This is a genomic window from Parabacteroides sp. TM07-1AC (assembly GCF_003480915.1).
Lineage (GTDB): Bacteria > Bacteroidota > Bacteroidia > Bacteroidales > Tannerellaceae > Parabacteroides > Parabacteroides chongii.
On sequence record NZ_QUKD01000008.1, the window covers coordinates 41,357 to 64,767 of the forward strand.

A 23,411-nucleotide genomic window follows, 5' to 3' on the forward strand; every position below is an offset into this window, starting at 1 on the left:
TACTCGCTTTATAATAAATACACCCGAACAGATAGGTTCCCCCTATCCGGTCACAACTTTTTTCAGAAAATAAAAAGGGGGATGGTTTTGTCTTATACGAACAGAGATAGTAAAACGATATTCTTCCTAAGATATTTGAGTGCCTCGCTTATTTGATTCTCAACGGTCTTCTCCGATATATTCAATAAAAGCGCTATTTCCTTATAAGCTTTATTCTCTTTTCTGCTCAGATTAAAGATTTCACGGCGACGTGGCGGCAACTCGGCAATCAATAGATCGATATATTCGCTCAGGTTCTTTGCTTCTATCTCTTCTTCTATATCATACGAACTTTCCATAGCGGAAAGGACGGTTATTTTATAGAAATCTTCATTTACATTCTTTCGATGGATATTAAAGATAAGATTACGGGTGATAATGAATAATAATCCTTTGAAATTCTCCTCCTCACGCAGGAAGTCGCGCGATTCCCATACCTTTATAAAAACCTCCTGTACAACTTCTTCCGCTACACTCTGACTCGTCAGGTAAAGCCGGCTGAAATTGTACACCTGCTTCCAGTACTTTTTATATAAAGTCGTGAAAGCCTCCTTGCTACTCTGTTTTAGTAATAAAATAAGTTCGTTTTCTTCCATCTGTTTCATTCAGAATAGTACAAAGATAAGAGAATTATTTTTATCGTTAATAAACAAAAATAAAATATACCCTCTTTATGGTATGTCCGGCAACCAATTCAATGCTTATCTTTGTTGTATAAATAAAGAACAACTAAAATTAAAAAGAATATGGCAAACGTAGCACAAAAACTAACTGACTTAGTGGGTAATACTCCCTTGTTAGAGTTCTCCAATTTCAATGCAAGCAAAGGTTTAAAAGCTAAACTGATCGGAAAGCTGGAATACTTCAACCCGGCAGGCAGTGTGAAAGACCGCATCGCCCTGGCAATGATTGAAGACGCCGAAGAAAAAGGTATCCTGAAACCGGGAGCCACCATTATCGAACCGACCAGTGGCAATACGGGTGTCGGCCTGGCCTTTGTCTCAGCTGCTAAAGGATACAAACTGGTACTTACCATGCCGGAGACGATGAGCCTGGAACGCCGTAACCTGCTGAAAGCGCTCGGTGCACACCTTGTCCTTACCTCCGGAGCAGAAGGTATGAAAGGTGCTATTGCCAAAGCGGAAGCCTTGCGTGATGAAACGCCGGGATCTGTTATCCTTCAACAATTCGAAAATCCGGCAAACCCAGCCGTGCACGTAAAGACAACGGCGCAGGAAATTTGGCGGGATACGGATGGTAAAGTCGACATCTTCGTTGCCGGCGTAGGCACAGGCGGTACGGTCAGTGGTGTCGGAGAAGGGTTGAAAGCACATAACCCGAATGTTAAGATCGTTGCCGTAGAACCCAGCGACTCGCCGGTGCTTTCGGGAGGAAAACCCGGTGCGCACAAGATACAGGGTATCGGTGCCGGCTTCGTCCCTAAAACATATAATGGCAAGTTTGTAGATGAAATCATACAGGTAGAAAATGACGATGCAATCCGTACCAGCCGTGAGTTGGCACAGACGGAAGGCTTACTCGTCGGAATCTCTTCCGGCGCAGCAGTATATGCAGCGTTGAAGCTGGCTGAACTGCCAGAGAATGCGGGCAAGACAATCGTGGCTTTATTACCCGATACAGGAGAACGGTATCTGTCAACGGTCTTGTATGCATTTGAGGAATATCCGCTATAAGTAATGTGCTAATGGAGATGTCAATAGAGGTGGCAATAAGCTTACTATTTATCTTGTTTGCGTCATTGTCTTGAAGGCTGTAAGCCTGACCCCAAATTAGCTCAGGGTTTTAACCCTGGGTAATAATAATCATACTCTCCCCCCTCTAGCCCTGTAAGGGCGTCACAAGGATATATATCTTCTTGTGGCGTCCTTACAGGACTTAAAAAATACACTTAACTTACTTATACCCAAGGTTAAAACCTTGGGCTATTTTGAAACGTCCTTACAGGACTCTCAGACACTCCATCCATTTTATATACTATCCATTTCATCTGCTTTATCCATCTGTGTTTAAAAAACATATTAGTCAAACATTAAACTAACATCAAAGAAATCCATATCTTTGTCCCCAAAAACAGCAAGTATGACGGATAGTGAAACAGCCCACGAACTAAACTTATTAATTTTAAAGACCCGGATGACATTCCGGCAAACGATACAACGACTGCTGAAAAGCAACAATGTCGATATGACCTTCGAAATGCTACAGGTCATGCACTGCCTGTGGAAAGAACAGGGAGTCAGCCAACAGACACTGGCGGAAAAGACAGCGAAGGATAAAGCATGCCTTACCAATCTGATCAACAACCTGGAGAAAAAAGGATGGGTCGTACGCCGGGAAGACACCAGCGACCGACGCAACAAACTCATCTTCCTCACCCCCGAAGGAATAACCGTGGCGGATAAGGTAAAATCCATCCTGAAAGACATGTACACCCTGGTAGGTGAACAGATGAACACCCGCCACATGGAAGCCTGCATAAAGCATTTAAAAAAACTGAATGAGATATTTGATAAGGTATAGTTTATTATTGTTACTGTTTATTTGTAAGCCTGTTGCGACTTATTCCCAACAGGCTTACATGCTTTCACCCGACGAGTTATTCCATTTGGGGATGGAAAAGTAGATTCAAATATAATACTCCGTCGTATCGACAATCCCGGCACGCAACGCATACTTGGTCGCTTCGTGCACATTATTGACTTCCAGTTTACGGAAGATATTCTTTCGGTGGGTGGTGATGGTGTGGATGCTGGAGAAACGTTCAGAGGCAATCTCTTTGGTCGTTTTTCCCAGGGCGATGGCTTTTAATATCTCTTTTTCGGTAGAGGTCAGTACAGGATGCTCTTTGGGTTCGCGAATGAGATTCTTATTCGAAAGCAGGTGGTGAATTTGCTGGCAGATGAAGCGCTCGGAACGCAGAGCCGATTGCAAGGCAGCCCGTATCTCATCCGATGAAGCATCTTTCAAAACGATGCTGAATGCTTCGCTGCTGAAAAGTATCCGGCGGATGAAATCCTCGCTCAGTTCGTCGCTGAAAAGTATCCAGGATACTTGCTTGAAACGTTCCTGTATGATAAGCAGTTCGTCGGCACCTGCCAGGTCGAAAAGCGTATAGTCGAGCAGTACGACAGCCTGCGGATATCGTTGCAGAAGCTGAAGCAGTTCCTGTTTATCGGCAGCTTCAGTCACAAGCGGGAAGTCCGGTATCCTATCAGTGAGATATAAGATACCGGCTTTCGTAATATCCTGATTGTCGGCTATGATCAGTGTTCGCATCAGCTGATTAGGGATAAAGCATGTTCAATATCATTGTACAAATGTATGATTCATTTACATACGAAGTATACAAAATGAGCTTTTTTTACCATCCGCCCGGTCTTCCGCCACCACCGATATTCCCTCCACCGCCCGGTCCGCTGGAATAAGAGCCGACAGTTGTGACCATCGAACTAACGGTAAAAAAAGAATCTGTAAACGGGAGCTTTTTATCAATGAAATAAATTTTATATCGCATTATTTCATTTATTATCAATAATGAGCCAATATGCCAATTTGTTCCCATATCAAGCACGGAAATAGGATAGCCCAATTCTTATACCGAATCGTTGTTAATTAACTTATTATCAATTGCTTTACACAATATAGCCAACTAGAGAGCCCAAATCTCGTTTAAAACGAGTGAAAACTTGTTTTAAACGGACTGTAAGCTCATTTAAAACGAAAAAAATCTCGTTTTAAACGAAGTGAGGGTTCGTTTTAAATGAGTTTTTAGGGAATCTATGTCATTTGTGTTCTCTAAAATAAATAGCTCGCATTTTTCTACTAATGAATCTTTCTCTCCTACTTATATCTCAAAAAATATTTTCATGGGATAAAATCCTCACTTCACTGATTATTTTTTCCTATCAATAAAAGCATCAGTCCCTATCCGCGAAATGACGTATCTCTTCATCATTATCGCCCTATCCGTTATCAATGCCTTGTCTGCACAGATCAGTTATGTCGAACTGATTGTGACAAACTGTATCTTTATTCTTGTCACCTGGCTGCTGGAAAGCGAACGCTGGCTAAAACATGTATCCTGCAAACTGATCCTGTATGATAAAATCCAGCTGATCGTTCCGGAAAAACGCGAAGAGCTGATAGCAGACCTCCGCCACCGTACCGGACTGAATATACAAAAGATTGAGATCGGGCATATCGATTTCCTGCACGATGCGGCACTCATCAAGGTATATTATGAATCCGAAGTGAGGGAGATCAATTCGGTCGATACAGTAACCCGCTTCCTCGGGAAATAGATATTATTTATCTGTAGATATAAGGCATCTTACAGAATTATCAAACAAATATTAGCAGATCCAAACGTTAAATCGTATCTTTGAATTCATATAAAAACGGACAAACAAACAGTTCATATGAAGATCATCACATACAATGTAAACGGTCTGCGTGCAGCCGTTGGAAAGGGATTGCCCGAATGGCTCGGTGAGCAGCAACCGGATGTACTTTGCCTGCAGGAAACCAAACTGCAACCGGACCAGTTTCCGGCAGAAGCATTCGAGGCTCTGGGCTATAAAGCCTATTTATTCAGTGCACAAAAGAAAGGATACAGCGGTGTCGCCATCCTGACCAAGCAGGAACCCGATCATGTGGAAACCGGCATGGGAATAGAGAAATACGATAATGAAGGACGCTTTATCCGTGCAGATTACGGCGATATCTCTGTCGTAAGCGTCTACCACCCTTCAGGAACCAGCGGCGATGAACGTCAGGCGTTTAAGATGGAATGGCTGGAAGATTTCCGGAACTATGTAGTGGAATTACAGAAAACACGCAAGCAACTGATCCTTTGCGGCGACTATAATATCTGCCATGAACCGATAGATATCCATGATCCTGTACGGAATGCGACCAATAGTGGTTTCCTTCCTGAAGAACGCGAATGGATGACACGGTTTCTCGATGCCGGATTTATCGACACGTTCCGTTTCCTGAATCCCGACAAGCAGCAATATACCTGGTGGAGCTACCGCTTCAATGCGCGCAAAAACAATAAAGGCTGGCGTATCGACTACTGCATGGTGAGCGAACCGGTAAAGCCGTTACTGAAAGAAGCCTACATATTGAACGATGCCATACACTCGGATCATTGCCCGGCGGTGTTGGAAATCAAATAAAAGACAAGAAGAAATTGTATCAAAAGACGATATTTACCGGACGCAGAATTCTAAGATATCTGCGTCCGGTTTATTTGTTTTGATATATCTACTTAAACCTACTCCCGCCAATACTCCGGCTTATCCAACGCTTCGGCACATTTAACTTTCCCTTTGGGGAAATCTTTCGTTTCCGGGATGAGGAACTGATACATCCAACAGTCTGCATAGATACTTTCGATCGGATAAGGAGGCGGATAACCGGCCTCTTCTGCCTTTCCTTTAAATCCGTGACGGGGATAATATTCTTTATGCCCCAGAACAAATACCAACTCCACACCCATCTCCTTCAATATCCGATGCCCTTCGCGGATCAATAAACCGCCAATTCCTTGCTTCTGATATGCTGGTTTTACAGCCAATGGAGCCAGGATATACACAGAAGGAGAAGGATTGGATCCCTCCAGTAAGGCCTTGGTGAAAAGAATATGCCCTATGGCTTCCCCCTGGTAACAGGCAAGTAGCGAAACAAATGGTTCGGCACTCGCATCTGCAAGCAGATCCTTCACCAGTCGAGCTTCGTCTTCCTCGCCGAAAGCAAGCCGTTCGACGTTCATTACGTCACTGAAATCGTCGGAAGTAGCCTTCCTGACATGTACGTCATTCAAATTCATGATTATTTATATTAATGGTTATTATGCTCCCTTATGGGAACACTTTATTCGTACAAAAAAGGAAATAAAAATAAAGTTCGGATAAAGATATATATCCGAAAAAGAAAAGTGGCCAGCCTATAAAGAGTTATAGGCTGTTATTACGCACTTATAGATGTAGAATGTAGTGTTTTCAAAAAACTGTTTTTATAATTCGGGAGCAAATATAATAAAATAATCCGGTCAATAACGTTTCAGTGCCGGAAGAAGTATTTCTTCCATTATTTTATATCCATCCAAAGTGGGATGTACACCGTCCTTTGAATATTTCTCGGGCAATCCTCCCCTTTCATCAGCCAGTCGGGAATGATAATCGATATAAGTCAGCTTGTTACGGTCGGCATAAGCCTTGATCATTTTATTCAGTTCGATAATCTTACCGGCAGGTTCCAAGCCTTTACGCCATCCGAATTCGTATGCGGGTAATACGGAACAAAGGATCGCATCTATATTATTAGCCTTTGCCAACTCAACCATAGAGATTATATTTCCGAGGATATTCTCCATTGCTATATATCCGTTATTCTGCGCGATATCATTCGTACCGGCCAGGATCACGACAGCCTTAGGTTTCAGGTTGATTACATCTGCACGGAATCTGACCAGCATTTCTGCCGTTGTCTGCCCGCTGATGCCTCTGCCTATAAAGCCATTTGTCTTAAAGAATAACGAATCGGTCGACCACCACCCATCTGTAATCGAGTTTCCCATGAAAACTACTTTGGAGGGAGTTTTCACTGTCTTGTTAGCCTCTGCGTAACGACCAAACTGTGCCCAATCTTTCTGCTGGCCGAAAAGAGACGATGCAGTGAATATACATACTGCCAGCATAAAACATTTCTTAATGTTCTTCATAATATGATTTTATTAAGTTCCAGAAGAAACAAAAATAACGCTTTTATCTTTATCTTTGCAAAGAATCTAAATCAAAAACACGTCATATTCTCATGAAAAACTATTTCAGAAGAAATCGTTTCTTTATTCTGTCTACTTTTTGGATACTTCTGTTTCATTCTTCCTTATATGCAATAGACGGAGCCGGTATGGCATTTAAGGTCAGTTTGTCGGGAAAGATTTATCATAAGTTTTCCTTTTTATTTGAAGAAGACATCCGCCCTAAATCCAATTTCAAGCAAGCAGAATGGTTTCTGACTACAGGGGAAGTCAACTATACATTCAATCCGTATGTAAAAGCCGGAGTGGCCTATATGCTGCTTTGCCAGTATAAAGTTTCGGAAGAATTACGCAATCGTTATTATGTGTATGCTTCGGCATCTTATCCGATCGGCAACCTTTCTTTCTCTTTACGGGAAAGATTTCAAAGTACTTTTAAGACGGGTGGCCAACATCCTAAAAATTATCTCAGGACTATGTTGACCGTTTCATACAAAATCGGTAAAACAGGCTTCTCCCCTTTCGTTTACGGAGAATTGTTCAATAACACCGGCCACCAAGGGAATATGTACACAGAGCGTATCCGCTTCTCTACCGGAAGCGATTATAAGATCAATAAGCAAAATACGTTACAGCTATATTATCGTTACCATATATTTAATGTATATGATCCTGTCAACTACAAACAAGCAATAGGGCTGACCTATTCGCACAGATTCTAAAAAAATAACTATCTTTGCAACCTGAATAAATAAAAAGACATGATACGGAAAGCCCGTGCTTTCCCGAGTGCTTGATAAACCTCGTAAAAAACAAGAATTATGCAGAGAACAACTGTCACAATCCCGTTCATGCTGCTGGGTATTCTTTTTAATATATGCCTGGTAGCTTCCAATCTTTTAGAGACAAAAGTCGTACAGGTATTCGGCATCACCGCCACTGCCGGACTGATTGTATTCCCTATTTCCTATATTATCAACGACTGTATAGCCGAAGTATGGGGATTCAAGAAAGCACGTTTGATCATCTGGAGCGGGTTCGCATCCAATTTCCTGGTTATCGGATTCGCCCAACTGGCTGTTATGTTGCCTGCCGCCCCTTTTTGGGAAGGCGAAGAAGGATTTAATTTCGTCTTCGGGATGGCGCCGCGCATAGCCATTGCCAGCCTGATCGCTTTCCTGGTCGGTTCTTTCCTGAATGCATACGTTATGAGTAAAATGAAAATTGCGTCGAACGGGAAACACTTTTCCGTACGGGCAATCGTCTCGACCTTAGTCGGCGAAAGTGCTGATTCGATGATCTTTTTCCCGATAGCTTTCGCCGGACTGATACCGGCTAAGGAACTACTGATCATGATCGGAACACAGGCAGTCCTGAAGTCTTTGTACGAAGTGATAATCCTGCCGGTAACCGTCCGTGTTGTGAAATACATAAAGAAAGTAGACGGCAACGATGTGTATGATATAGGAACGTCCTATAATATATTAAAAGTGAAGGATATATAATTGAATCAGGATGCCGAAGTAGAGAAATCTATATTTTCGGTCGTTTCCGTCCAGTTCTCCACTTCAAAACCATCGGAAGAGGTCTCTTCGGAATACAGTTCACCTAATGTTATATTGAGCGTTAAGCGGTTCCCGGCTACCAAAGCATTCGTCAACGGCTTACTGAAATGTTTCTCCTGCCCGTTCTTCAGAGTCAGGAGGATGGTCAACGGAGGATTGTCGGCGGAAGGGAATACCATTACTGTCGAATTGGCTGACATAGACAAGCTATCGGTAGACATAGACAGAGGGAACTCGATCGTCTTCGTGAAATCACTGGGTTCGGCTGTATAATAATCCAGCCGGGAAGCAATATTACCGATCAGAATACGGGCGGAAGCAATGCTCGAGTTCATTTTATCACCGTCTTTATTTGTCAAAGTGATCTTCAGACCTGCTACAACATGCTTCAAAGTCGCCTGCATCTTTTCTGTTCCGACCTTAATAGGATTGACCGCATGCAGGAAATCATATACCGGCATATAAGTCGTATCCTGATAATTATCTTTCTGTAAAGTCATATATAATCCCAACAAGTCCGCTCCCAACCGTAACCCCGGTTCCCGGATAGCAGCCTCATCATATACGGAATCGGTCTGGCTGTTTTTAGCCAGTCCCCAATATAAAAAATTATAATCGCCCAGGGGCAGCCTGACAGGAATGGATGCTTTATAAATGGAACCGTCTTTGATGGTATATGTTGCATTAAAAGGAACCAACGTTCCATTACCGGAATAATTTCCATGATACAAACTGGTATCTTCTATACAAGGATAGACCATCAGAACACCGGTAAAAGCGGTTGTAGAAGTTCCGGTCGAAACCATCATTTCGGCCAGTTCCGGACTTATTAAATCGTCATTGTTCACACAATGACAATCATCGTCTTTTGAACAGCTACCCAAAAACAGGGATAATAACAATGTAGAAAAAACTAACTTATTCATAATCACCAAATGTTTGTTTAGATTTATGCCTATAGAAACAGCATACAAACAGATTGGTTCTCTGAATCGGTCTTATTAACTTTTCGGTCAGCAGCTAAGATTTATTTAAACAGATGCGACCAGTCTTCTCTGGCCTGGGGTGTATACGTACGGATACCCAGCGATTCTGCAGTACGGCAGTTAGGGACGGAATCGTCCAGGAACAGGGTCTCTTCGGGTTTTATCACAGCGTCATTCAATACATATTCAAAGATATCAGCATTGGGTTTCAGCATATTCAGCTCGTAAGAAAGGTAGATCTTATTGAAAAAATCCCCGGCATGGTGACCCTGATAAGCAAAGCTGTTCTTTTCCGCCCATTGCCAATGGATCTCGTTCGTATTGCTGAGCAGCATCGTGTTGTATTTCTTACGAAGTTCCATCAGCAGTTCCAGCTTATAAGCAGGAATATCGTCGAGCATGGCGATCCAGGCGGCATCGATCTGTTCATCGGTCAGATGCTGACGGGTCAGGTGGCGGATCCCATCCCTGAACTCCGTCGATGTGATAGTGCCTATTTCTATCTGCATGAATAAGTCCTTACTGTTCAAAATACAGTCGCGGACATTGGGTACACCGAAACTTTCAAAGGCCTCCACACAACGGTTACGGGTCAGATTGATAATCACCCCACCAAAGTCTATAATCAAGTTTTTAATTCCATCCATACTTCATAATAATCTATTCACCAGCGTCTGCGACGTCTGTGATAACGCTTTTTCTGTTTATATTCACGTATTCTGCGGTAAAGTACCCAGACCAATAACAGGCCGAAGACGGCAAAGATCAACAAAACGATCCCCGTATTCAGGTTATCCCCTTTTACGCGGCTCCACATTTCCAGTACCAGTTCGGTCTCGTCGCCGAAATCACGGATCATGGCACACCGCTCCACCACCTTGTGGTCGGGATATTGCACCGGATTGATTTGGATACTATCGTTTCCGGGGCCAAAGAAATAGCTGAGGTTCGAGAACTCTTCAACCGTCGTGTCTATCTTTGCTTCCAGTATTTCGGGAGTAGCCACGGCACTCACATACCCATTGGCATCCATATTACGCAAAGCAATATCCGCACGACAAAGATAATCAAGAAAATAACTGGCAGCTTTTACATTACGGGCATATTTAGGGATCGCCCAGCCGTCATACCAGATATTACTGCCTTCCAGAGGGACTTCGTACCCCAGTTCGACACCGACAGCATCCGCCTCTTCCATAGCCCAAACGGCGTCACCGCTCCAGGTCAGGTTCAGCCATGCTTTGTTCTTGGTCATCATCTCCTTACCGAAGTCGGCTTCCCATCCGGCGATATTGGGTTTCATCCGTTTCAGATAATCTTCTGCGATGGCGATGGCTTCCGGCGAGTTGTCGTTCATCAGCTGTTCCACCGTAACGGTTCCGTCGGCCAACTCTTTGGCATGGGCGTAGATAATAGCCGTACCATAGGCATCGCGATAGCTGTCTTTCATCAGGATCTTGTTCTTATACCTAGGATTCCACAAACAATCCCAGGTCATTACTTCATCCTTCGATACAAACTTTTTATTATATAACAAACCGGCCGTTCCCCACATATAAGGAACCACATAGTCGGTCGTTTTCATGCCCGGCTGGCTCAGTTTATTCAATTGTTCCTGAATATAGGGAGATATGTTATCCAGATAATCGGGAGTCTTACCGAAATTACGGTCGATAGGAAGCAACAAGCCCTTTTTCAGCATTCGCTCGATAATATATTCGGAAGGACAAATCAGATCGAAATCTTCATGGCCCCGTTCGATCTTGGTCAACATGATCTCGTTGATATCGAAAACCTGGTAGATGATGCGGATGTCTTCACCTGTCTGTTCTTTATACCAGACCGGGAACTCGTCCAAGATATCTTCATCGATATAATCTGCCCAGTTGTATATCTTCAATATTTTGCTGCGTTCCTTCTCCGTGCGTGCACAGGAAGACAAAACACCCAGACAAGCAACCAGCACACATATTATTTTAATCAATCTATTCATTCTTCTATACCTGTTTTTGACGCTACTTAGCGGATGATTTATCGGCTCTCTTATTGATCACGATCAGCAATACCAGTACGGTGACAAAGATGATCGTCGACAACGGACGCAGTTCAGGGGTAAGCCCTCCCTTCCGGGCATCCGCATAGATAAAGGTGGAAAGTGTTTCCAGCCCTTCGTTGCCAATCGTAAAGATCGTAACGGCAAAATCATCGATCGAAAGAGTAAAAGCCAGGATAAAGCCACTGATCATTCCCGGACGAATCTCCGGCAGAATCACTTTACGGAGTGCCTGGAACGGGGTTGCTCCCAGATCGAGTGCCGCTTCATACACATTCTGGTTCATCTTTTTCAGACGCGGCATCACGCTCAATACCACATAAGGCGTACAAAAGGTGATATGCGCCAGCACGACAGTCGTGAATCCCTGGGAAACTCCCAGGCTGACAAACAGCAAAAACAGGGAAACACCGGTGATGATATCGGCATTCATCATCGGTATGGCATTCGTAAAATTCATTACCTGGCGCGGACGGGACCTCAGGTTAAAGATACCTACAGCCGCAATACTTCCCAAAATTGTCGAGATCGATGCTGCCAGCATAGCGATCGCAAATGTATTCCACAAAGCCCCTACCAGCGAGCGTTGCACACCTCCGGTAAACAGCGAACTATACAGTTTTGTTGAGAAACCGGTCCAGTTACCGAGCACCTTCGCCTCGGTAAAAGAAAAGATCATGATGATCAGGATCGGAGAATAAAGCAGGATAAGAAGCAGCCACAGGTAGGCTTTCGCCATTATTTTCGTCATCATATCACACCTCCTCCTTCATTTGAAGCATTATCTTCCTCATTGGTGAACAAGATCGTAATGCCGATCAGCAGCAACATGATCAGAGAAAGGGCGGCTCCATAGTTCCACATTCCGTTATTGATATTTTCCTGAACGGTCGTACCGAACAGCTTGATATTATTCATTGTCAACAACTCGGCAATGGCGAATGTCGATACAGTCGGCATAAAGACCATCACGATACCACTCATCACACCAGGCATCGACAAAGGAAAGATTGTCTTCATAAACACCTGAAAAGGATTAGCCCCCAGGTCCTGTGCCGCCTCGATCAGGTTACGGTCCATCTTCTGCAACGTATTGTAGATCGGATAGATCATAAACGGCAGGAAGTTATACACCATACCGAAGATCAAAGCTCCCTCGCCCAGCGGCAGGTTCAGAAAGTCGAACAGGGCGACCGTTGCCAGCGTACGGATCAGGATGTTCACCCACATCGGCAAGATAAACAGTACGACCATTGTACGGGAAGTATTGAACCGAGCCTGGCTCAATATATAAGCGGCGGGATATCCCAGTATCAGGCAAACCAGCGTGGTTATAATAGCAATCCCGATCGAATAGACAAAAGTATTCATCGCCTCGGGATGCATCATAAACTTACGGAAATTGGCAAAGGTAAAGGCTCCTTCCGTATCTGTAAACGCATACAGGACGATCAGGAGCAACGGCATGACTACGAATACTGCCAGAAATAGTGCGTAAGGAATTGTCCAGTTCCTGCGACGCATGAAAAAAGCTGCAACTTTATTTATCACTTCCTTCCCTTTTAGTTATGAATAATACGTATATTTTCAGGGGCAATCCGGATACCGACACGGTCACCGTCATCCCAGACATCTGTCGTATCGACGAAAATATCTTCGTCCCAGTCTGTAAACACAGTCAGATGATAATGGTTTCCTTTATAAAGGATAAACTTCACTTCACCCGTCAGTGTACCGTCTTCCTCATTGTCTTCCAGAATGACATGGCGGAAATCGACCTCGACTTTTACCGGAGTATCGCCTTCCACATCCGTCACTTCCTTACATTCAAAGGTTGTTCCCAGGAACTCGACATGCGTCGGATCGATCATTTTACCTTCAAACGTATTGCAGACGCGCTCTTTCTTCATGACATGAATATCGAAAGGTTTCACCAGTAATCCGACTTCCTGTCCCGCATCGAAACAATGATAGTCCTGCACCATGAATTCATAACCTTCGGGAGTCTGTACCATCATTTCATAATGGACTCCTTTAAAGATAGAAGATGTCACCGTACCGGTCAGCATCGCCGCTTCCGACGGATCGAAAATATAGATATCTTCCGGACGGATCACGACATCTACCGGTGTCTGCTCTCCAAAGCCTTCATCGACACACTCAAAGTCATGTCCGGCAAAAGAGACTTGTTTATCTTTGATCATCAATCCGTTCAGGATGTTACTTTCACCGATGAAGTCGGCAACGAACGAATTGATCGGTTCGTTATAAATATCGATGGGAGTTCCGATCTGCTGGATACGGCCTTCACTCATAACGACGATCGTATCGCTCAGAGTCAATGCCTCCTCCTGGTCGTGAGTTACGTAAACAAAAGTGATACCGAGCGATTTATGCATTTCCTTCAACTCCATCTGCATATCCTTGCGCATCTTCAGGTCGAGGGCAGCCAGCGGTTCGTCGAGCAGCAACACTTCCGGTTCGTTCACAATGGCACGGGCAATCGCCACACGCTGTTGCTGTCCGCCCGAAAGGGAATCCACATCGCGGTATTCGTAGTCGGTCATACCTACCATCTTCAACGCCTGTTTGACCTTTTTCTCGATCACGGCAGACGGTAGCTTCTTCAGTTTCAGACCGAAAGCAATATTATTAAAAACGTTCAGGTGAGGGAATAATGCATATTTCTGGAACACCGTGTTGACCGGACGTTTGTGCGGCGGCGTTTGCGTTATTTCTTTTCCTGCAATAGAGATCTCCCCTTCCGAAGCTGTCTGAAATCCGGCTATCAGACGTAACAAGGTTGTTTTTCCACAACCGGAAGGTCCTAAAATAGTAACAAACTCGCCCTTGCGGACAAACAAATTTACATCATTCAGCACGGCCTTGTCGCCAAAGAACTTGGAGACATGTTCCACACCAATAATGCAGTCGGACTTTTGCATAAATTTATCCCTTTTCCTTACAAGTTAAACATATAATCGCTTGCTTCCTTAAAAAGCGGCACAAAGGTATACAATTTAGGGGACATACAAAGGGTTTGGACCGTTAAGAGATGGATATATATAAAGAACAATATCCAACTTTATTGGCTTCCCTTGGGCAAGACCAGGTTCAGGATTACTCCCAGCAGAGCCGCCAGGCCGATCCCCGCCATCGTAAATTCACCAAACTCCAGGGAGGCTCCGCCGATACCAAAGGTGAGAATCAACGAGACTATGATCAAATTACGGGTATCTCCCAGATTTGTCCTGTTCTGTATCAGACTATTTATACCGACAGCAGCGATCGTTCCGAACAACAACAGCATAATTCCGCCCAGTACGGCAGGCGGGATCGATTTAAGGAAAGCACTGACCTTGCCGAAAACGGAAAAGACAATCCCTGCCACCGCTGCAATACGGATAACGGCCGGATCCGTGATCTTCGTTAGCGATATAGCTCCGGTCACCTCTGAATAAGTGGTTACAGGAGGTCCGCCGATCAGCCCGGCAGCCACGCAGGCCAGACCGTCGCCCAGCATAGTCCGATGCAATCCCGGATCTTTCACAAAATCTTTACCCGTCACTTCGTTAATGGCATATACATCTCCGATATGTTCTATGATCGGGGCGATCGTCACCGGGATCATAAAGATCACAGCTTCCCACGACAACTCCGGCTTGACGAACTGAGGCAACGCAAACCAGGGGGCCGCAATGATCGGCTCGAAGTCGATCACCTTAAAAAAGCATGCAGCAATATATCCGACGATAATCCCGCAGAAGATAGGAATCAGCTTGATCATCCCTCGTCCCAACAACGATGCCAGAACAGCAGTAAACAAAGCGATCAGAGCCAGCGGCCAGTTCTCTTTCGCCATATTCACACCCGAACCCGCCAACGACAGACCGATCAATATGATGACCGGCCCGATCACAACCGGCGGAAATAACCGCTTGATGAACCCGATGCCACGCCACTTCACCAACATGCTCATCAGTCCGTAGACAGCACCGACAGCCACCAGTCCCGACATTGTCCCCGGTAAACCATATAATTCAGTCGCTTTAATGATGGGTGCCACGAAAGCGAAGCTACTTCCCAGAAAAATCGGCACTTTCCCCTTTGTTACCAAATGAAAGATCAATGTTCCTAATCCGGCAGTGAAAAGGGCTGTCGAAGGATCTAAACCCACCAGTAGAGGGACTAAGACGGTGGCACCAAAGGCTACAAAGAGAAATTGAACGCCTACTACCGTCTTTTGAGCAGGGCCCAGTGATTTTTTGCTGTCCATTGCGAAATAAAAGATTATATTTGCACAAATATAATCAGAATAATCCAAACGCTAAGAAAGAATATGACACAGAATAATTTTCATAAGGAAACAGCTTATTTCGCTTCCGGCTGTTTTTGGGGAACACAATACCATCTCGAAAAAGTAAAAGGTGTAGACAGTACGCATGTCGGCTATATGGGTGGAACTATTGATAATCCGTCCTATCCCGAAGTGAAGACCGGTACTACCGGCCATGTGGAAACAGTGGAAGTGATCTTTGATCCGTCTCAAACCAGTTTCGAACAATTAGTACGTCTTTACTTCGAAACACATGATTTTACACAGGTTGGCGGACAAGGACCGGATGTCGGCAGTCAATACCGTTCGGTTATCTTCTATTGCAGCGAAGAACAGAAAGCGATCGCAGAAGAATATATCAGCAAATTATTCGGAATGGGATTTAAAGTGGCTACGGCATTAGAACCTGCCGGAAAGTTCTGGATCGGGGAAGATTATCACCAGCATTATTACGACAAAAAAGGAGAAACTCCTTACTGTCATATTTATCGAAAGATATTCCATGACTGATTCCATTCCCTTCGGAAGAAAATAAAATTCCTTTCGGATGAAATTGAATTTTCATCCGAAAGGAACTATAAGAATGTATTTATCAGAAATTCTTCTTTTCGTCGATAATATATTCGGGACGCGCCTTGATCTCATCAAAGAGAATCCCGACATACTGCCCCAGGACACCCACCGTCAGCAACTGAACGCCGCCAAAGAAAATAACCGATGTCATAATGGAAGTCCAGCCACTTTCCGCATTACTGAACCCGTATATCTTCCCGAGCGTAAACCAGGCAGCCAGAACGATACCGACCACGACGGCTATAAAACCTAAACTGGTGGCCAGACGAAGCGGTTTCTTGGAAAAATACAACATGGCTGTCGAAGCGAACTTCCACATCTTGCTGAAAGGATATTTTGTCTCACCGGCAATACGTGCTTCCCGTTCATAGTAAAACGGCACTTGCTTATAGCCGAGCCAACTTATCAGCCCTCTGATGTATTTACCCCGTTCCTGGAAACGATCGAACTGATCCATGATCTTCCGGTCGACCATACGGAAATCACCCGTATCCAACGGGAAACTGACATCACTCATATAATTGAGCAAACGGTAAAAGGCTTTTGCCGTAAACTTCTTGAAAAGACTCTCGCCTTCTCTCGACCTACGCACACAATACACGACATTGGCATTTTCCTTCTCCTGCAGTTCCAGTATGCCGGGGATCAACTCCGGAGGATCCTGCATATCGGCATCGAGTATAACGGCCAAATCCGCATCACAATTATTGATACCGGCAGTAACCGCCGGCTGATGTCCGAAATTTCTGGAAAAATGGATTACCTTCACATGCGGGTCGGAGGCGGCAATGCCATCCAGCAACTCCCGGGTTTTATCCCGGCTTCCGTCATTTATATAAATGATCTCAGTATCGATGGGCATGGACTGCAAAGCAGCTTTCGTACGGCGATAGGATTCACCGATGACTAACTCTTCGTTGTAACAGGGAACTATGACTGCGAGCTTCTTCATTTCCGTTAAGCCTTAAAGGTATAAAACTTGTTTATTAAAAAATTGATCGCTGTATAGAAAACCATTCCTATTAAATGGTTGTAGTAATGATCGATCGTTAACTGGGAATTTAATAGAAGTACCAGTCCATATTGCAGGACATAACATACCGCAAACGCAATACCGAAGCGGATTGCACCTTTCGTCCACCCGGTAGAACTTCCCTTGAAAGTCCATTGCTTGTTCCAGATGAAACTATTCAGCAATCCTGCTACATATCCCGTTAAATTAGATAAACCTTCCCGACATCCGAAGAGTTTCATCATCACCCAGATAACAGCCATTGTTATCAAGGTGTTACTCACCCCTACCACGCCATACTTAATGGCTTGTTTTACTGTTTCCATTCTTATTTATAATATCAGTAATCTCCTGCTGCGTAAGTTCTTTTACGTTCGTTATCGTAAAGATATCCGAAAGGAAATCACCGTACTGATTACATTCATTGATAACCCTGTCGAGAGTTAACTTGATGTCTGCACGCACCGGTATCAAAAACACCAGTTCCACATATTGTTCACCGATCGTCAACCGTTCTATCTCACAGTCTGCCTGCGGCAAAAAGTAAGCGAATTCACGTTCGATCACTTTACGCTGATAGTCCAGAAAAGGATTCCTGTCCTTGGACAACATCAATACGTAAAAGCGCAATTTTTCACCTTTGCCTCCCAGCCCTGTAGAAATATATATTTGTTTCTCATCCGACAATTCCGACTCCAACGAGATACGGCTTTCCATCAAAGCCATATATGCCCAATTGCTGACATCTTCATCGGGGTGCTGCACATAATCTTCCAGCATCCGATAGGCCTTCACTTCCTTTGAAGTGGCCAACATGGATAAAATATATTTCTTATAATCGGTTGTCGCCTCCGGATTAGACAGACTTTCGCGGAAGGCTGTATAATCCATATCATCCAAATCTTGCTTCACTTTGCCTTTACGAACCTGTTCGGAATATTTGAAATATTCCATCTGAAGTTCTACCGGAACACGCTGTTCTAAAATATGGAAATGTCCGTCCATCTTACTAAAAGAGTCACGGAACCTCTTGAATACATCGCCTTCTTCTTTCATAGACCTGTTTTTTTAGTTATATACTATACCCAATAAACAAGAAACTAAGACAAAAGTAAGGCTTTTTCCCGATATTTTTGGTATTATCGTACAAAAACGGGGATAAAGGCCCATAAAAAGCACTCTATCCCCGGATTTCTTTCAATTACAAAGTATCAGGCACCCGCGTAGATGAGGAAACCCAATCCTATGACGAAAAAGATAAACATACCCAGATTCAAATAATCGGAAGATTTAGGTGCTCCCCGGAACTCATGCCAAACCAGGATCCCCCATAAGGCGGAGACTAACGTCGCTCCCTGCCCTAAACCATAGGATATTGCCGCTCCTGCCTTTTCGGATGCGATCATACTGAATGATTGCCCGATACACCAGATAACGCCTCCCAATACTCCGACAAGATGAGTTCGGATATTGCCTTTGAAATAACCGCTTATGGAGACAGGCGCACCTTCCACCGGCTTCTTCATCGCGATCGTATTGAACAGGAAATTACTGGCAAAAACACCCAAAGCAAAAATGAATACAGCCGTATAAGGTGTCAGTTTTCCGGCTGCCGGAGAGGCAAAATTATCCAGGTCCATCGAAGCAGCTACAAAACGGTAGAAGAAAGCCATAATCACACCGGCGGCAACAGAAATAAAGATGCCTTTACCAGATACTTTCTTCGATCCGACCAGGGCTTTTTTATAAGCCAGACCGTTCAATATAATGGCAACCGTGATCAAAGCTACACCTGCAAAGATATAGGACGGTTCTCCTTTTGCCGCACCGAAATAATTGATCAGCACGCCCAGCACCAGGGCTAACCCAACTCCCACTGGAAAAGCGACGGACATTCCGCATATAGCGATTGCCGCCGAAAGCAGAATATTGGAAGCATTGAAGATAATACCTCCCAGGAAAGCACTGCCTATATTGTTCCAGTCCGCCTGCATCAGGTCGGGCAGGAAACTGCGCCCTTCCGAACCAAAACTACCCAGAGTGAAAGCGGAAAGGATGGAGAATAAAAGTACTCCGATCACATAATCCCAATAAAAGAACTCGTACCTCCATGTTCTGGAAGCCAACTTCTGTGTGTTTCCCCAGGAGCCCCAGCATAGCATGGTAACGACACAGAAAACGATTGCTAAAGTATAACTTTGTACGATAAACATAACTTTTCTATTTTAATACAGGTTGATGCATCATATAATTATCCAGCAAAGCTGCCATCTGGCTGGCCGGAACTTTTTCGATCAGCCGAAGGTCCCGGCCGTTCTCATCCGGGATCCAGGTGTTGCTACCTTCTTCATCGATTACCTTAAAGATTCCCCGTTCTACGTTATAGTACGGTTCATAACCTTTGATCGCAACCAGAACCGCCGTCAGGTCCCAGCTCATCCGACCGTCCGGATCGCCTTCTGCAAAACACTGTGCATAGGTGTCTTTGACAGGACTGTTATCTATATCGGATGCCACCAGTTTCTTCCCGGTAAAAATGACATTACCGATCTCAAAGCCACTGAAAACGATCTCTGTAGGCCATTGTTCGGCAACTACTTTCGATGCCGGTGTGTCACAAAGCACATTAAACTCACGTCCCTGCGGGAACAAGCCAGCCATCGCCACGACTCTTTTTACCTTTTTAGCAACCAGTTCCTTTCCTGATAACGGGCTGTATTCATCGCCGACAGAAAGCAGCAGATCCTTCAGATTCGTGAAAAAGCCGACAGTACAAATAACAACGCTGCCATCCGGTTGCGAACTTAATATTTTACGATATACCTGGACTGCATCCGGAGCGTCCGATGTCTTTTTGGTCTTATGCGGATATTTAGCCGGTAATATCTCCGTCCATTTTATTTTATGACCGGAAGTCATTGTTACACCACCTTCGCTTTTAGGTGCTCCCAACGGAATATCAGGGCGGTTGAAATATGTATTCAACACCTCTATACAAGGAATAACCAACTCATCGTGGTTAGAAGACAAGGTTGCGAGTATATTCACATAACCGCTGTCGGCTAGTGCATGCATAACAGCCATTGCCCCTACGTCGTCGTAATCAGGGCCCAGATCGGTATCCAGAATCAGATTCACAGGTTGCACGGCAGCTTCCTGCGTAGCTTTCTTCGCTGTTCCGTTACAGGCGGCCAGCAGGGATAATACACAGATTAACAAAAAGGATTGTTTCATGGTCTACTTTATTGATAAGATTATAATGTTTACTCAAATATATCGACTTCACTCCGGTAAGGGACAGAAGATTGTGCCCCGACCCGGGTTACCGAGATTGCCGAAGCCTTACAAGCAAAACGGACTGCCTCCAATTGACTCCGTCCTTCCGATAAAGCAACAGTCAGTGCACCGTTAAAGACATCACCGGCAGCGGTTGTATCCACGGCTTCCACTTTCAGAGCCGGTACAAAATCCGCTTCCTCAGCACCATACACCAATGCGCCTTTCGAACCCAGCGTAATGATAACATTCTCCACTCCCATTTCAGAAAGTATACAGGCTGCCTTAACTGCCGATTCCCGGTCGGTTATCTTCACACCGGAAATCATTTCAGCTTCCGTCTCATTTGGGGTGATCATGTAGAGATGTTTCAGTAATGACGGAGACAATGGATGCGCCGGAGCAGGATTCAGTATCACTTTTTTATGCTTGCGATAAGCTATTTCCGCAACATACTCGACTGTTTCCATCGGAACCTCCAACTGCATCAGGACAATATCCGCCTGGTCGATCGCCTCTTCCGCTTTTACCAGGTCGGCCGGTAATAAATTGGCATTTGCTCCCGAGGCAACAACGATACAGTTTTCGGCATGATCGTCCACAGTAATCAAAGCGACCCCGGAAGGATGCTCCGAATCAGAAAAGATATACGAGGTATTGATGCCTTCTTCCTCAAAAAGTTGTTGCGACTGATGACCGAAAATATCACTGCCCGTTTTACATATAAAAGTGACGGAAGCTCCCAAACGGGCAATAGTGACTGCCTGGTTGGCCCCTTTACCACCGGGGTTCATAAAGAATGTTCCTCCCACAATGGTTTCCCCCGGACGGGGAAGATGTCCGGCTTTGATAACCATATCCGTATTGCTGCTACCAACCACCAGGATATTATGCCGGTCTAATTGTTCAGTGTCCATATCTATAAAATTTAAAGTCTGCAATGAAGCGATACAAATATAACTTTATATTCTCTACCATTCTATGAATAATTCGAGTATACAGATAAACCCAAATCTAAGATTTATTTCTACTACAGAACAATAAATCACTAATAAACAAATGAATATAATTCACAAAACAAGTTATAAATATCCCTCTTTCCGAGAGTAAAACAAGAATAGAAAAAACATTTTTACAGTCCTCATATGAAAAAGTTTATTTAATTTCGTCGTGCAACAGGAACTAATATCCTGAAAGAACAATCCGATACAGATATGAAATACACAAATTCGGATCATCTGATCCTGCTTATCCAATCACTTACCAAAGCGGAAAAAAGATATTTCCGCCTGTACGCGAATTTGCAAAGCGGTGAAAAGAACTATCTCCTTCTGTTCGACCTGATCAATAAAGGGACCTCCTCCGAGGATATCTGTAAACTTTACTGTCAGGAACAGAGCAAAGGCAACTTTGAGATGGCAGCAAAACATCTTTACCGGGTGATCATGGATTGCCTGGCCCATCTACGAAAGAAAGAAGATGTACAGACAGCGATCTTCGACCATATCATCAAAGCCGAGATACTTTTTGAAAGGGAACTCTTCGATGCCGCTTTCAGCCAGTTGGATAAAGCCAAAAGCCTGGCAGTGACTTATGAGAACGACCCTCTTCTCCTTCTCATCCGGCGAACAGAACTGAAATATCTCAGTTCGCTTGGCTTTAAGGAGATTTCCGAAAGGGAGTTAGTCAGTAAGCAGATGAAAATAAACGACATTATGAAGTATTCAAGAAATACGAACCTTCATCTGCAACTATATGATATTCTAAAGCACCGCATCACCTATAAAGGATATATCCGGTCGGACAAACAGAAAGATAACCTGAACGATTTGGTATTGAGCGAACTCAATCTGATAGCCAATAGTTCATATAAAGGTTTTGAGGCCAAGAAACTACACCTGCTGTTCCAGGCAGCCTACTATCTGAATACAGGTAATTATAAATCAGCGATCCGCTTTTATCAGGAACTTATCGCTCTTTTTGAATCGAACCAGCATCTGATCCTGAATCCTCCGATCTATTATCTAAGTGCAATAAAGGGTGTACTGGACAGCCTCCATACGGCAGGTTTATATAAAGAAATGCCCTTCTTTATCGAACGATTGAAAAAGATACAACAAGGCGACTACGCTACCGAATTTCTTCTGGAAATAAGTGCTTGCATCTATCAATACGAACAGGCTGCTCTGATAAATACAGGGAAATTGGAAGAGGCACTCCACCTATCGGAAGAAAACGAAGACTGCTTATTCAAAAAGGTCGGTTTACTCAGGCCGGAGACACAACTTAAATTGTATCTGAATACTGCGATCCTTCATCTATGTCTAGGAAATCCCGGTAAAGCACGTAAAAGCATGAAGAAGATATTCAGTGCTGGCAAACAATTCTATGCATTACCATCCTATAAAACAGCACGTTTGATCAACCTCCTTATACAGGCGGAACTCGGGGATTACAGTTTCTTTGAGAATGAGATCAACTCCATCAAACGGAATATGCGTTATGAAAAGCAGACGTACCAAACAGAGAAACTTTTGTTCCGCTTTGTCATGGGGTATCCGTTGCCATCTTATGAGAAAGCCCGAAATAAATTGTGGATGCAATTTCAAAAAGAAACAACGAAGATCAGGCAGGATAAATACGAAAAACAGTTACTTAAAACATTCGATATCCTTTCCTGGATAGAAAGCAAACTGACCGACAGAGCGTTTGCTGAGATACTGGTGGAAAGGAATACGGAGTTACAATAGCCTGTAACTCCATATTTCAGAAACCCGAAAACAT

At 44.1% G+C, this 23,411-nt stretch carries 26 protein-coding genes; 8 read left to right on the forward strand and 18 right to left on the reverse strand.

The features are described from left to right. Nucleotides 1-92: 92 nt before the first annotated feature. Nucleotides 93-635 carry an RNA polymerase sigma-70 factor gene (locus DXD68_RS15865; protein ID WP_075559945.1) on the reverse strand — a complete coding sequence of 181 codons (543 nt, stop codon included), beginning with the start codon at nucleotides 633-635 and terminating at the stop codon, nucleotides 93-95. A 150-nt stretch (nucleotides 636-785) separates the two neighbouring features. Between DXD68_RS15865 and cysK the strand changes: the two genes are divergently transcribed. Together cysK and DXD68_RS15875 are read left to right on the forward strand one after the other, a co-directional pair. Continuing rightward, nucleotides 786-1,733 (forward strand): cysteine synthase A, encoded by a 948-nt coding sequence (gene cysK / locus DXD68_RS15870; RefSeq protein WP_122362516.1) that lies wholly within the window; start codon nucleotides 786-788, stop codon nucleotides 1,731-1,733. 406 nt (nucleotides 1,734-2,139) lie between these two features. Then, a complete protein-coding gene (locus DXD68_RS15875) occupies nucleotides 2,140-2,580 on the forward strand; it encodes a MarR family winged helix-turn-helix transcriptional regulator (RefSeq protein WP_122362517.1) in 441 nt (146 codons plus the stop codon). A gap of 105 nt (nucleotides 2,581-2,685) precedes the next feature. On the opposite strand, the gene DXD68_RS15880 is transcribed toward DXD68_RS15875, so the two are convergent. Together DXD68_RS15880 and DXD68_RS24135 are read right to left on the reverse strand one after the other, a co-directional pair. Beyond that, nucleotides 2,686-3,336, reverse strand: coding sequence for a LuxR C-terminal-related transcriptional regulator (locus DXD68_RS15880; protein ID WP_122362518.1), 651 nt, complete (start codon nucleotides 3,334-3,336; stop codon nucleotides 2,686-2,688). An 85-nt stretch (nucleotides 3,337-3,421) separates the two neighbouring features. Further along, entirely contained in the window at nucleotides 3,422-3,574 is a 153-nt protein-coding gene (locus DXD68_RS24135) for a hypothetical protein (RefSeq protein ID WP_158585901.1), read from the reverse strand. A gap of 412 nt (nucleotides 3,575-3,986) precedes the next feature. On the opposite strand from DXD68_RS24135, the gene DXD68_RS15885 reads away from it, so the two are divergent. Together DXD68_RS15885 and DXD68_RS15890 are read left to right on the forward strand one after the other, a co-directional pair. Continuing rightward, a complete protein-coding gene (locus tag DXD68_RS15885) occupies nucleotides 3,987-4,361 on the forward strand; it encodes a DUF4956 domain-containing protein (RefSeq protein WP_317127525.1) in 375 nt (124 codons plus the stop codon). A gap of 117 nt (nucleotides 4,362-4,478) precedes the next feature. After that, nucleotides 4,479-5,240, forward strand: coding sequence for an exodeoxyribonuclease III (locus DXD68_RS15890; protein ID WP_122354893.1), 762 nt, complete (start codon nucleotides 4,479-4,481; stop codon nucleotides 5,238-5,240). 98 nt (nucleotides 5,241-5,338) lie between these two features. Here the strand turns inward: DXD68_RS15890 and DXD68_RS15895 are convergent, their stop codons facing one another. Together DXD68_RS15895 and DXD68_RS15900 are read right to left on the reverse strand one after the other, a co-directional pair. Then, complete coding sequence (locus tag DXD68_RS15895) at nucleotides 5,339-5,893, reverse strand: GNAT family N-acetyltransferase (RefSeq protein WP_122362520.1); 555 nt, start codon at nucleotides 5,891-5,893, stop codon at nucleotides 5,339-5,341. A gap of 222 nt (nucleotides 5,894-6,115) precedes the next feature. Then, complete coding sequence (locus DXD68_RS15900) at nucleotides 6,116-6,787, reverse strand: SGNH/GDSL hydrolase family protein (RefSeq protein ID WP_122362521.1); 672 nt, start codon at nucleotides 6,785-6,787, stop codon at nucleotides 6,116-6,118. Between the two features lie 92 nt (nucleotides 6,788-6,879). Between DXD68_RS15900 and DXD68_RS15905 the strand changes: the two genes are divergently transcribed. Together DXD68_RS15905 and DXD68_RS15910 are read left to right on the forward strand one after the other, a co-directional pair. Next, on the forward strand, nucleotides 6,880-7,548 hold the full coding sequence (locus tag DXD68_RS15905; RefSeq protein WP_122362522.1) for a DUF2490 domain-containing protein: 669 nt from the start codon (nucleotides 6,880-6,882) through the stop codon (nucleotides 7,546-7,548). Between the two features lie 99 nt (nucleotides 7,549-7,647). Further along, on the forward strand, nucleotides 7,648-8,331 hold the full coding sequence (locus DXD68_RS15910; protein ID WP_122354901.1) for a queuosine precursor transporter: 684 nt from the start codon (nucleotides 7,648-7,650) through the stop codon (nucleotides 8,329-8,331). 5 nt (nucleotides 8,332-8,336) lie between these two features. Here DXD68_RS15910 and DXD68_RS15915 read toward each other — a convergent pair whose 3' ends face one another. From DXD68_RS15915 to DXD68_RS15945, 7 genes are all read right to left on the reverse strand, one after another. Continuing rightward, nucleotides 8,337-9,317 carry a FimB/Mfa2 family fimbrial subunit gene (locus DXD68_RS15915; RefSeq protein ID WP_122362523.1) on the reverse strand — a complete coding sequence of 327 codons (981 nt, stop codon included), beginning with the start codon at nucleotides 9,315-9,317 and terminating at the stop codon, nucleotides 8,337-8,339. A 101-nt stretch (nucleotides 9,318-9,418) separates the two neighbouring features. Next, nucleotides 9,419-10,024: an HAD family hydrolase gene (locus DXD68_RS15920; protein WP_122362524.1), complete on the reverse strand. Its 606-nt coding sequence runs from the start codon at nucleotides 10,022-10,024 to the stop codon at nucleotides 9,419-9,421. A gap of 17 nt (nucleotides 10,025-10,041) precedes the next feature. After that, nucleotides 10,042-11,370, reverse strand: coding sequence for an ABC transporter substrate-binding protein (locus tag DXD68_RS15925; RefSeq protein WP_122354909.1), 1,329 nt, complete (start codon nucleotides 11,368-11,370; stop codon nucleotides 10,042-10,044). A 22-nt stretch (nucleotides 11,371-11,392) separates the two neighbouring features. Further along, nucleotides 11,393-12,184, reverse strand: coding sequence for an ABC transporter permease (locus DXD68_RS15930; RefSeq protein WP_122354911.1), 792 nt, complete (start codon nucleotides 12,182-12,184; stop codon nucleotides 11,393-11,395). Then, complete coding sequence (locus DXD68_RS15935; RefSeq protein WP_122362525.1) at nucleotides 12,181-12,954, reverse strand: ABC transporter permease; 774 nt, start codon at nucleotides 12,952-12,954, stop codon at nucleotides 12,181-12,183. The genes DXD68_RS15930 and DXD68_RS15935 overlap by 4 nt, the downstream gene beginning before the upstream one ends. Nucleotides 12,955-12,992: 38 nt before the next feature. Continuing rightward, the gene (gene potA / locus DXD68_RS15940) at nucleotides 12,993-14,375 is read right to left on the reverse strand and encodes a polyamine ABC transporter ATP-binding protein (RefSeq protein ID WP_122362526.1); all 1,383 of its coding nucleotides are present in this window, start codon (nucleotides 14,373-14,375) and stop codon (nucleotides 12,993-12,995) included. Nucleotides 14,376-14,515: 140 nt separating this feature from the next. Further along, nucleotides 14,516-15,706 (reverse strand): uracil-xanthine permease family protein, encoded by a 1,191-nt coding sequence (locus DXD68_RS15945; protein WP_122362527.1) that lies wholly within the window; start codon nucleotides 15,704-15,706, stop codon nucleotides 14,516-14,518. A 63-nt stretch (nucleotides 15,707-15,769) separates the two neighbouring features. On the opposite strand from DXD68_RS15945, the gene msrA reads away from it, so the two are divergent. Beyond that, on the forward strand, nucleotides 15,770-16,276 hold the full coding sequence (msrA, locus tag DXD68_RS15950) for a peptide-methionine (S)-S-oxide reductase MsrA (protein WP_122362528.1): 507 nt from the start codon (nucleotides 15,770-15,772) through the stop codon (nucleotides 16,274-16,276). Between the two features lie 82 nt (nucleotides 16,277-16,358). Here the strand turns inward: msrA and DXD68_RS15955 are convergent, their stop codons facing one another. The 6 genes from DXD68_RS15955 to rbsK form a co-directional block, all read right to left on the reverse strand. Further along, entirely contained in the window at nucleotides 16,359-17,291 is a 933-nt protein-coding gene (locus DXD68_RS15955; protein WP_122354921.1) for a glycosyltransferase family 2 protein, read from the reverse strand. Between the two features lie 5 nt (nucleotides 17,292-17,296). Beyond that, a complete protein-coding gene (locus tag DXD68_RS15960; protein ID WP_075557103.1) occupies nucleotides 17,297-17,677 on the reverse strand; it encodes a GtrA family protein in 381 nt (126 codons plus the stop codon). Then, nucleotides 17,652-18,407 carry a hypothetical protein gene (locus tag DXD68_RS15965; RefSeq protein ID WP_122354923.1) on the reverse strand — a complete coding sequence of 252 codons (756 nt, stop codon included), beginning with the start codon at nucleotides 18,405-18,407 and terminating at the stop codon, nucleotides 17,652-17,654. The genes DXD68_RS15960 and DXD68_RS15965 overlap by 26 nt, the downstream gene beginning before the upstream one ends. Before the next feature lie 155 nt (nucleotides 18,408-18,562). Further along, nucleotides 18,563-19,564, reverse strand: a complete 1,002-nt coding sequence (locus DXD68_RS15970) for a GRP family sugar transporter (RefSeq protein ID WP_122354925.1) — start codon at nucleotides 19,562-19,564, stop codon at nucleotides 18,563-18,565. A 7-nt stretch (nucleotides 19,565-19,571) separates the two neighbouring features. Further along, a complete protein-coding gene (locus DXD68_RS15975) occupies nucleotides 19,572-20,585 on the reverse strand; it encodes a nucleoside hydrolase (RefSeq protein WP_122362529.1) in 1,014 nt (337 codons plus the stop codon). A gap of 29 nt (nucleotides 20,586-20,614) precedes the next feature. Further along, complete coding sequence (rbsK, locus tag DXD68_RS15980; RefSeq protein ID WP_122362530.1) at nucleotides 20,615-21,544, reverse strand: ribokinase; 930 nt, start codon at nucleotides 21,542-21,544, stop codon at nucleotides 20,615-20,617. Nucleotides 21,545-21,841: 297 nt separating this feature from the next. Between rbsK and DXD68_RS15985 the strand changes: the two genes are divergently transcribed. Beyond that, nucleotides 21,842-23,377, forward strand: coding sequence for a hypothetical protein (locus tag DXD68_RS15985; protein ID WP_122362531.1), 1,536 nt, complete (start codon nucleotides 21,842-21,844; stop codon nucleotides 23,375-23,377). Nucleotides 23,378-23,411: the final 34 nt, after the last annotated feature.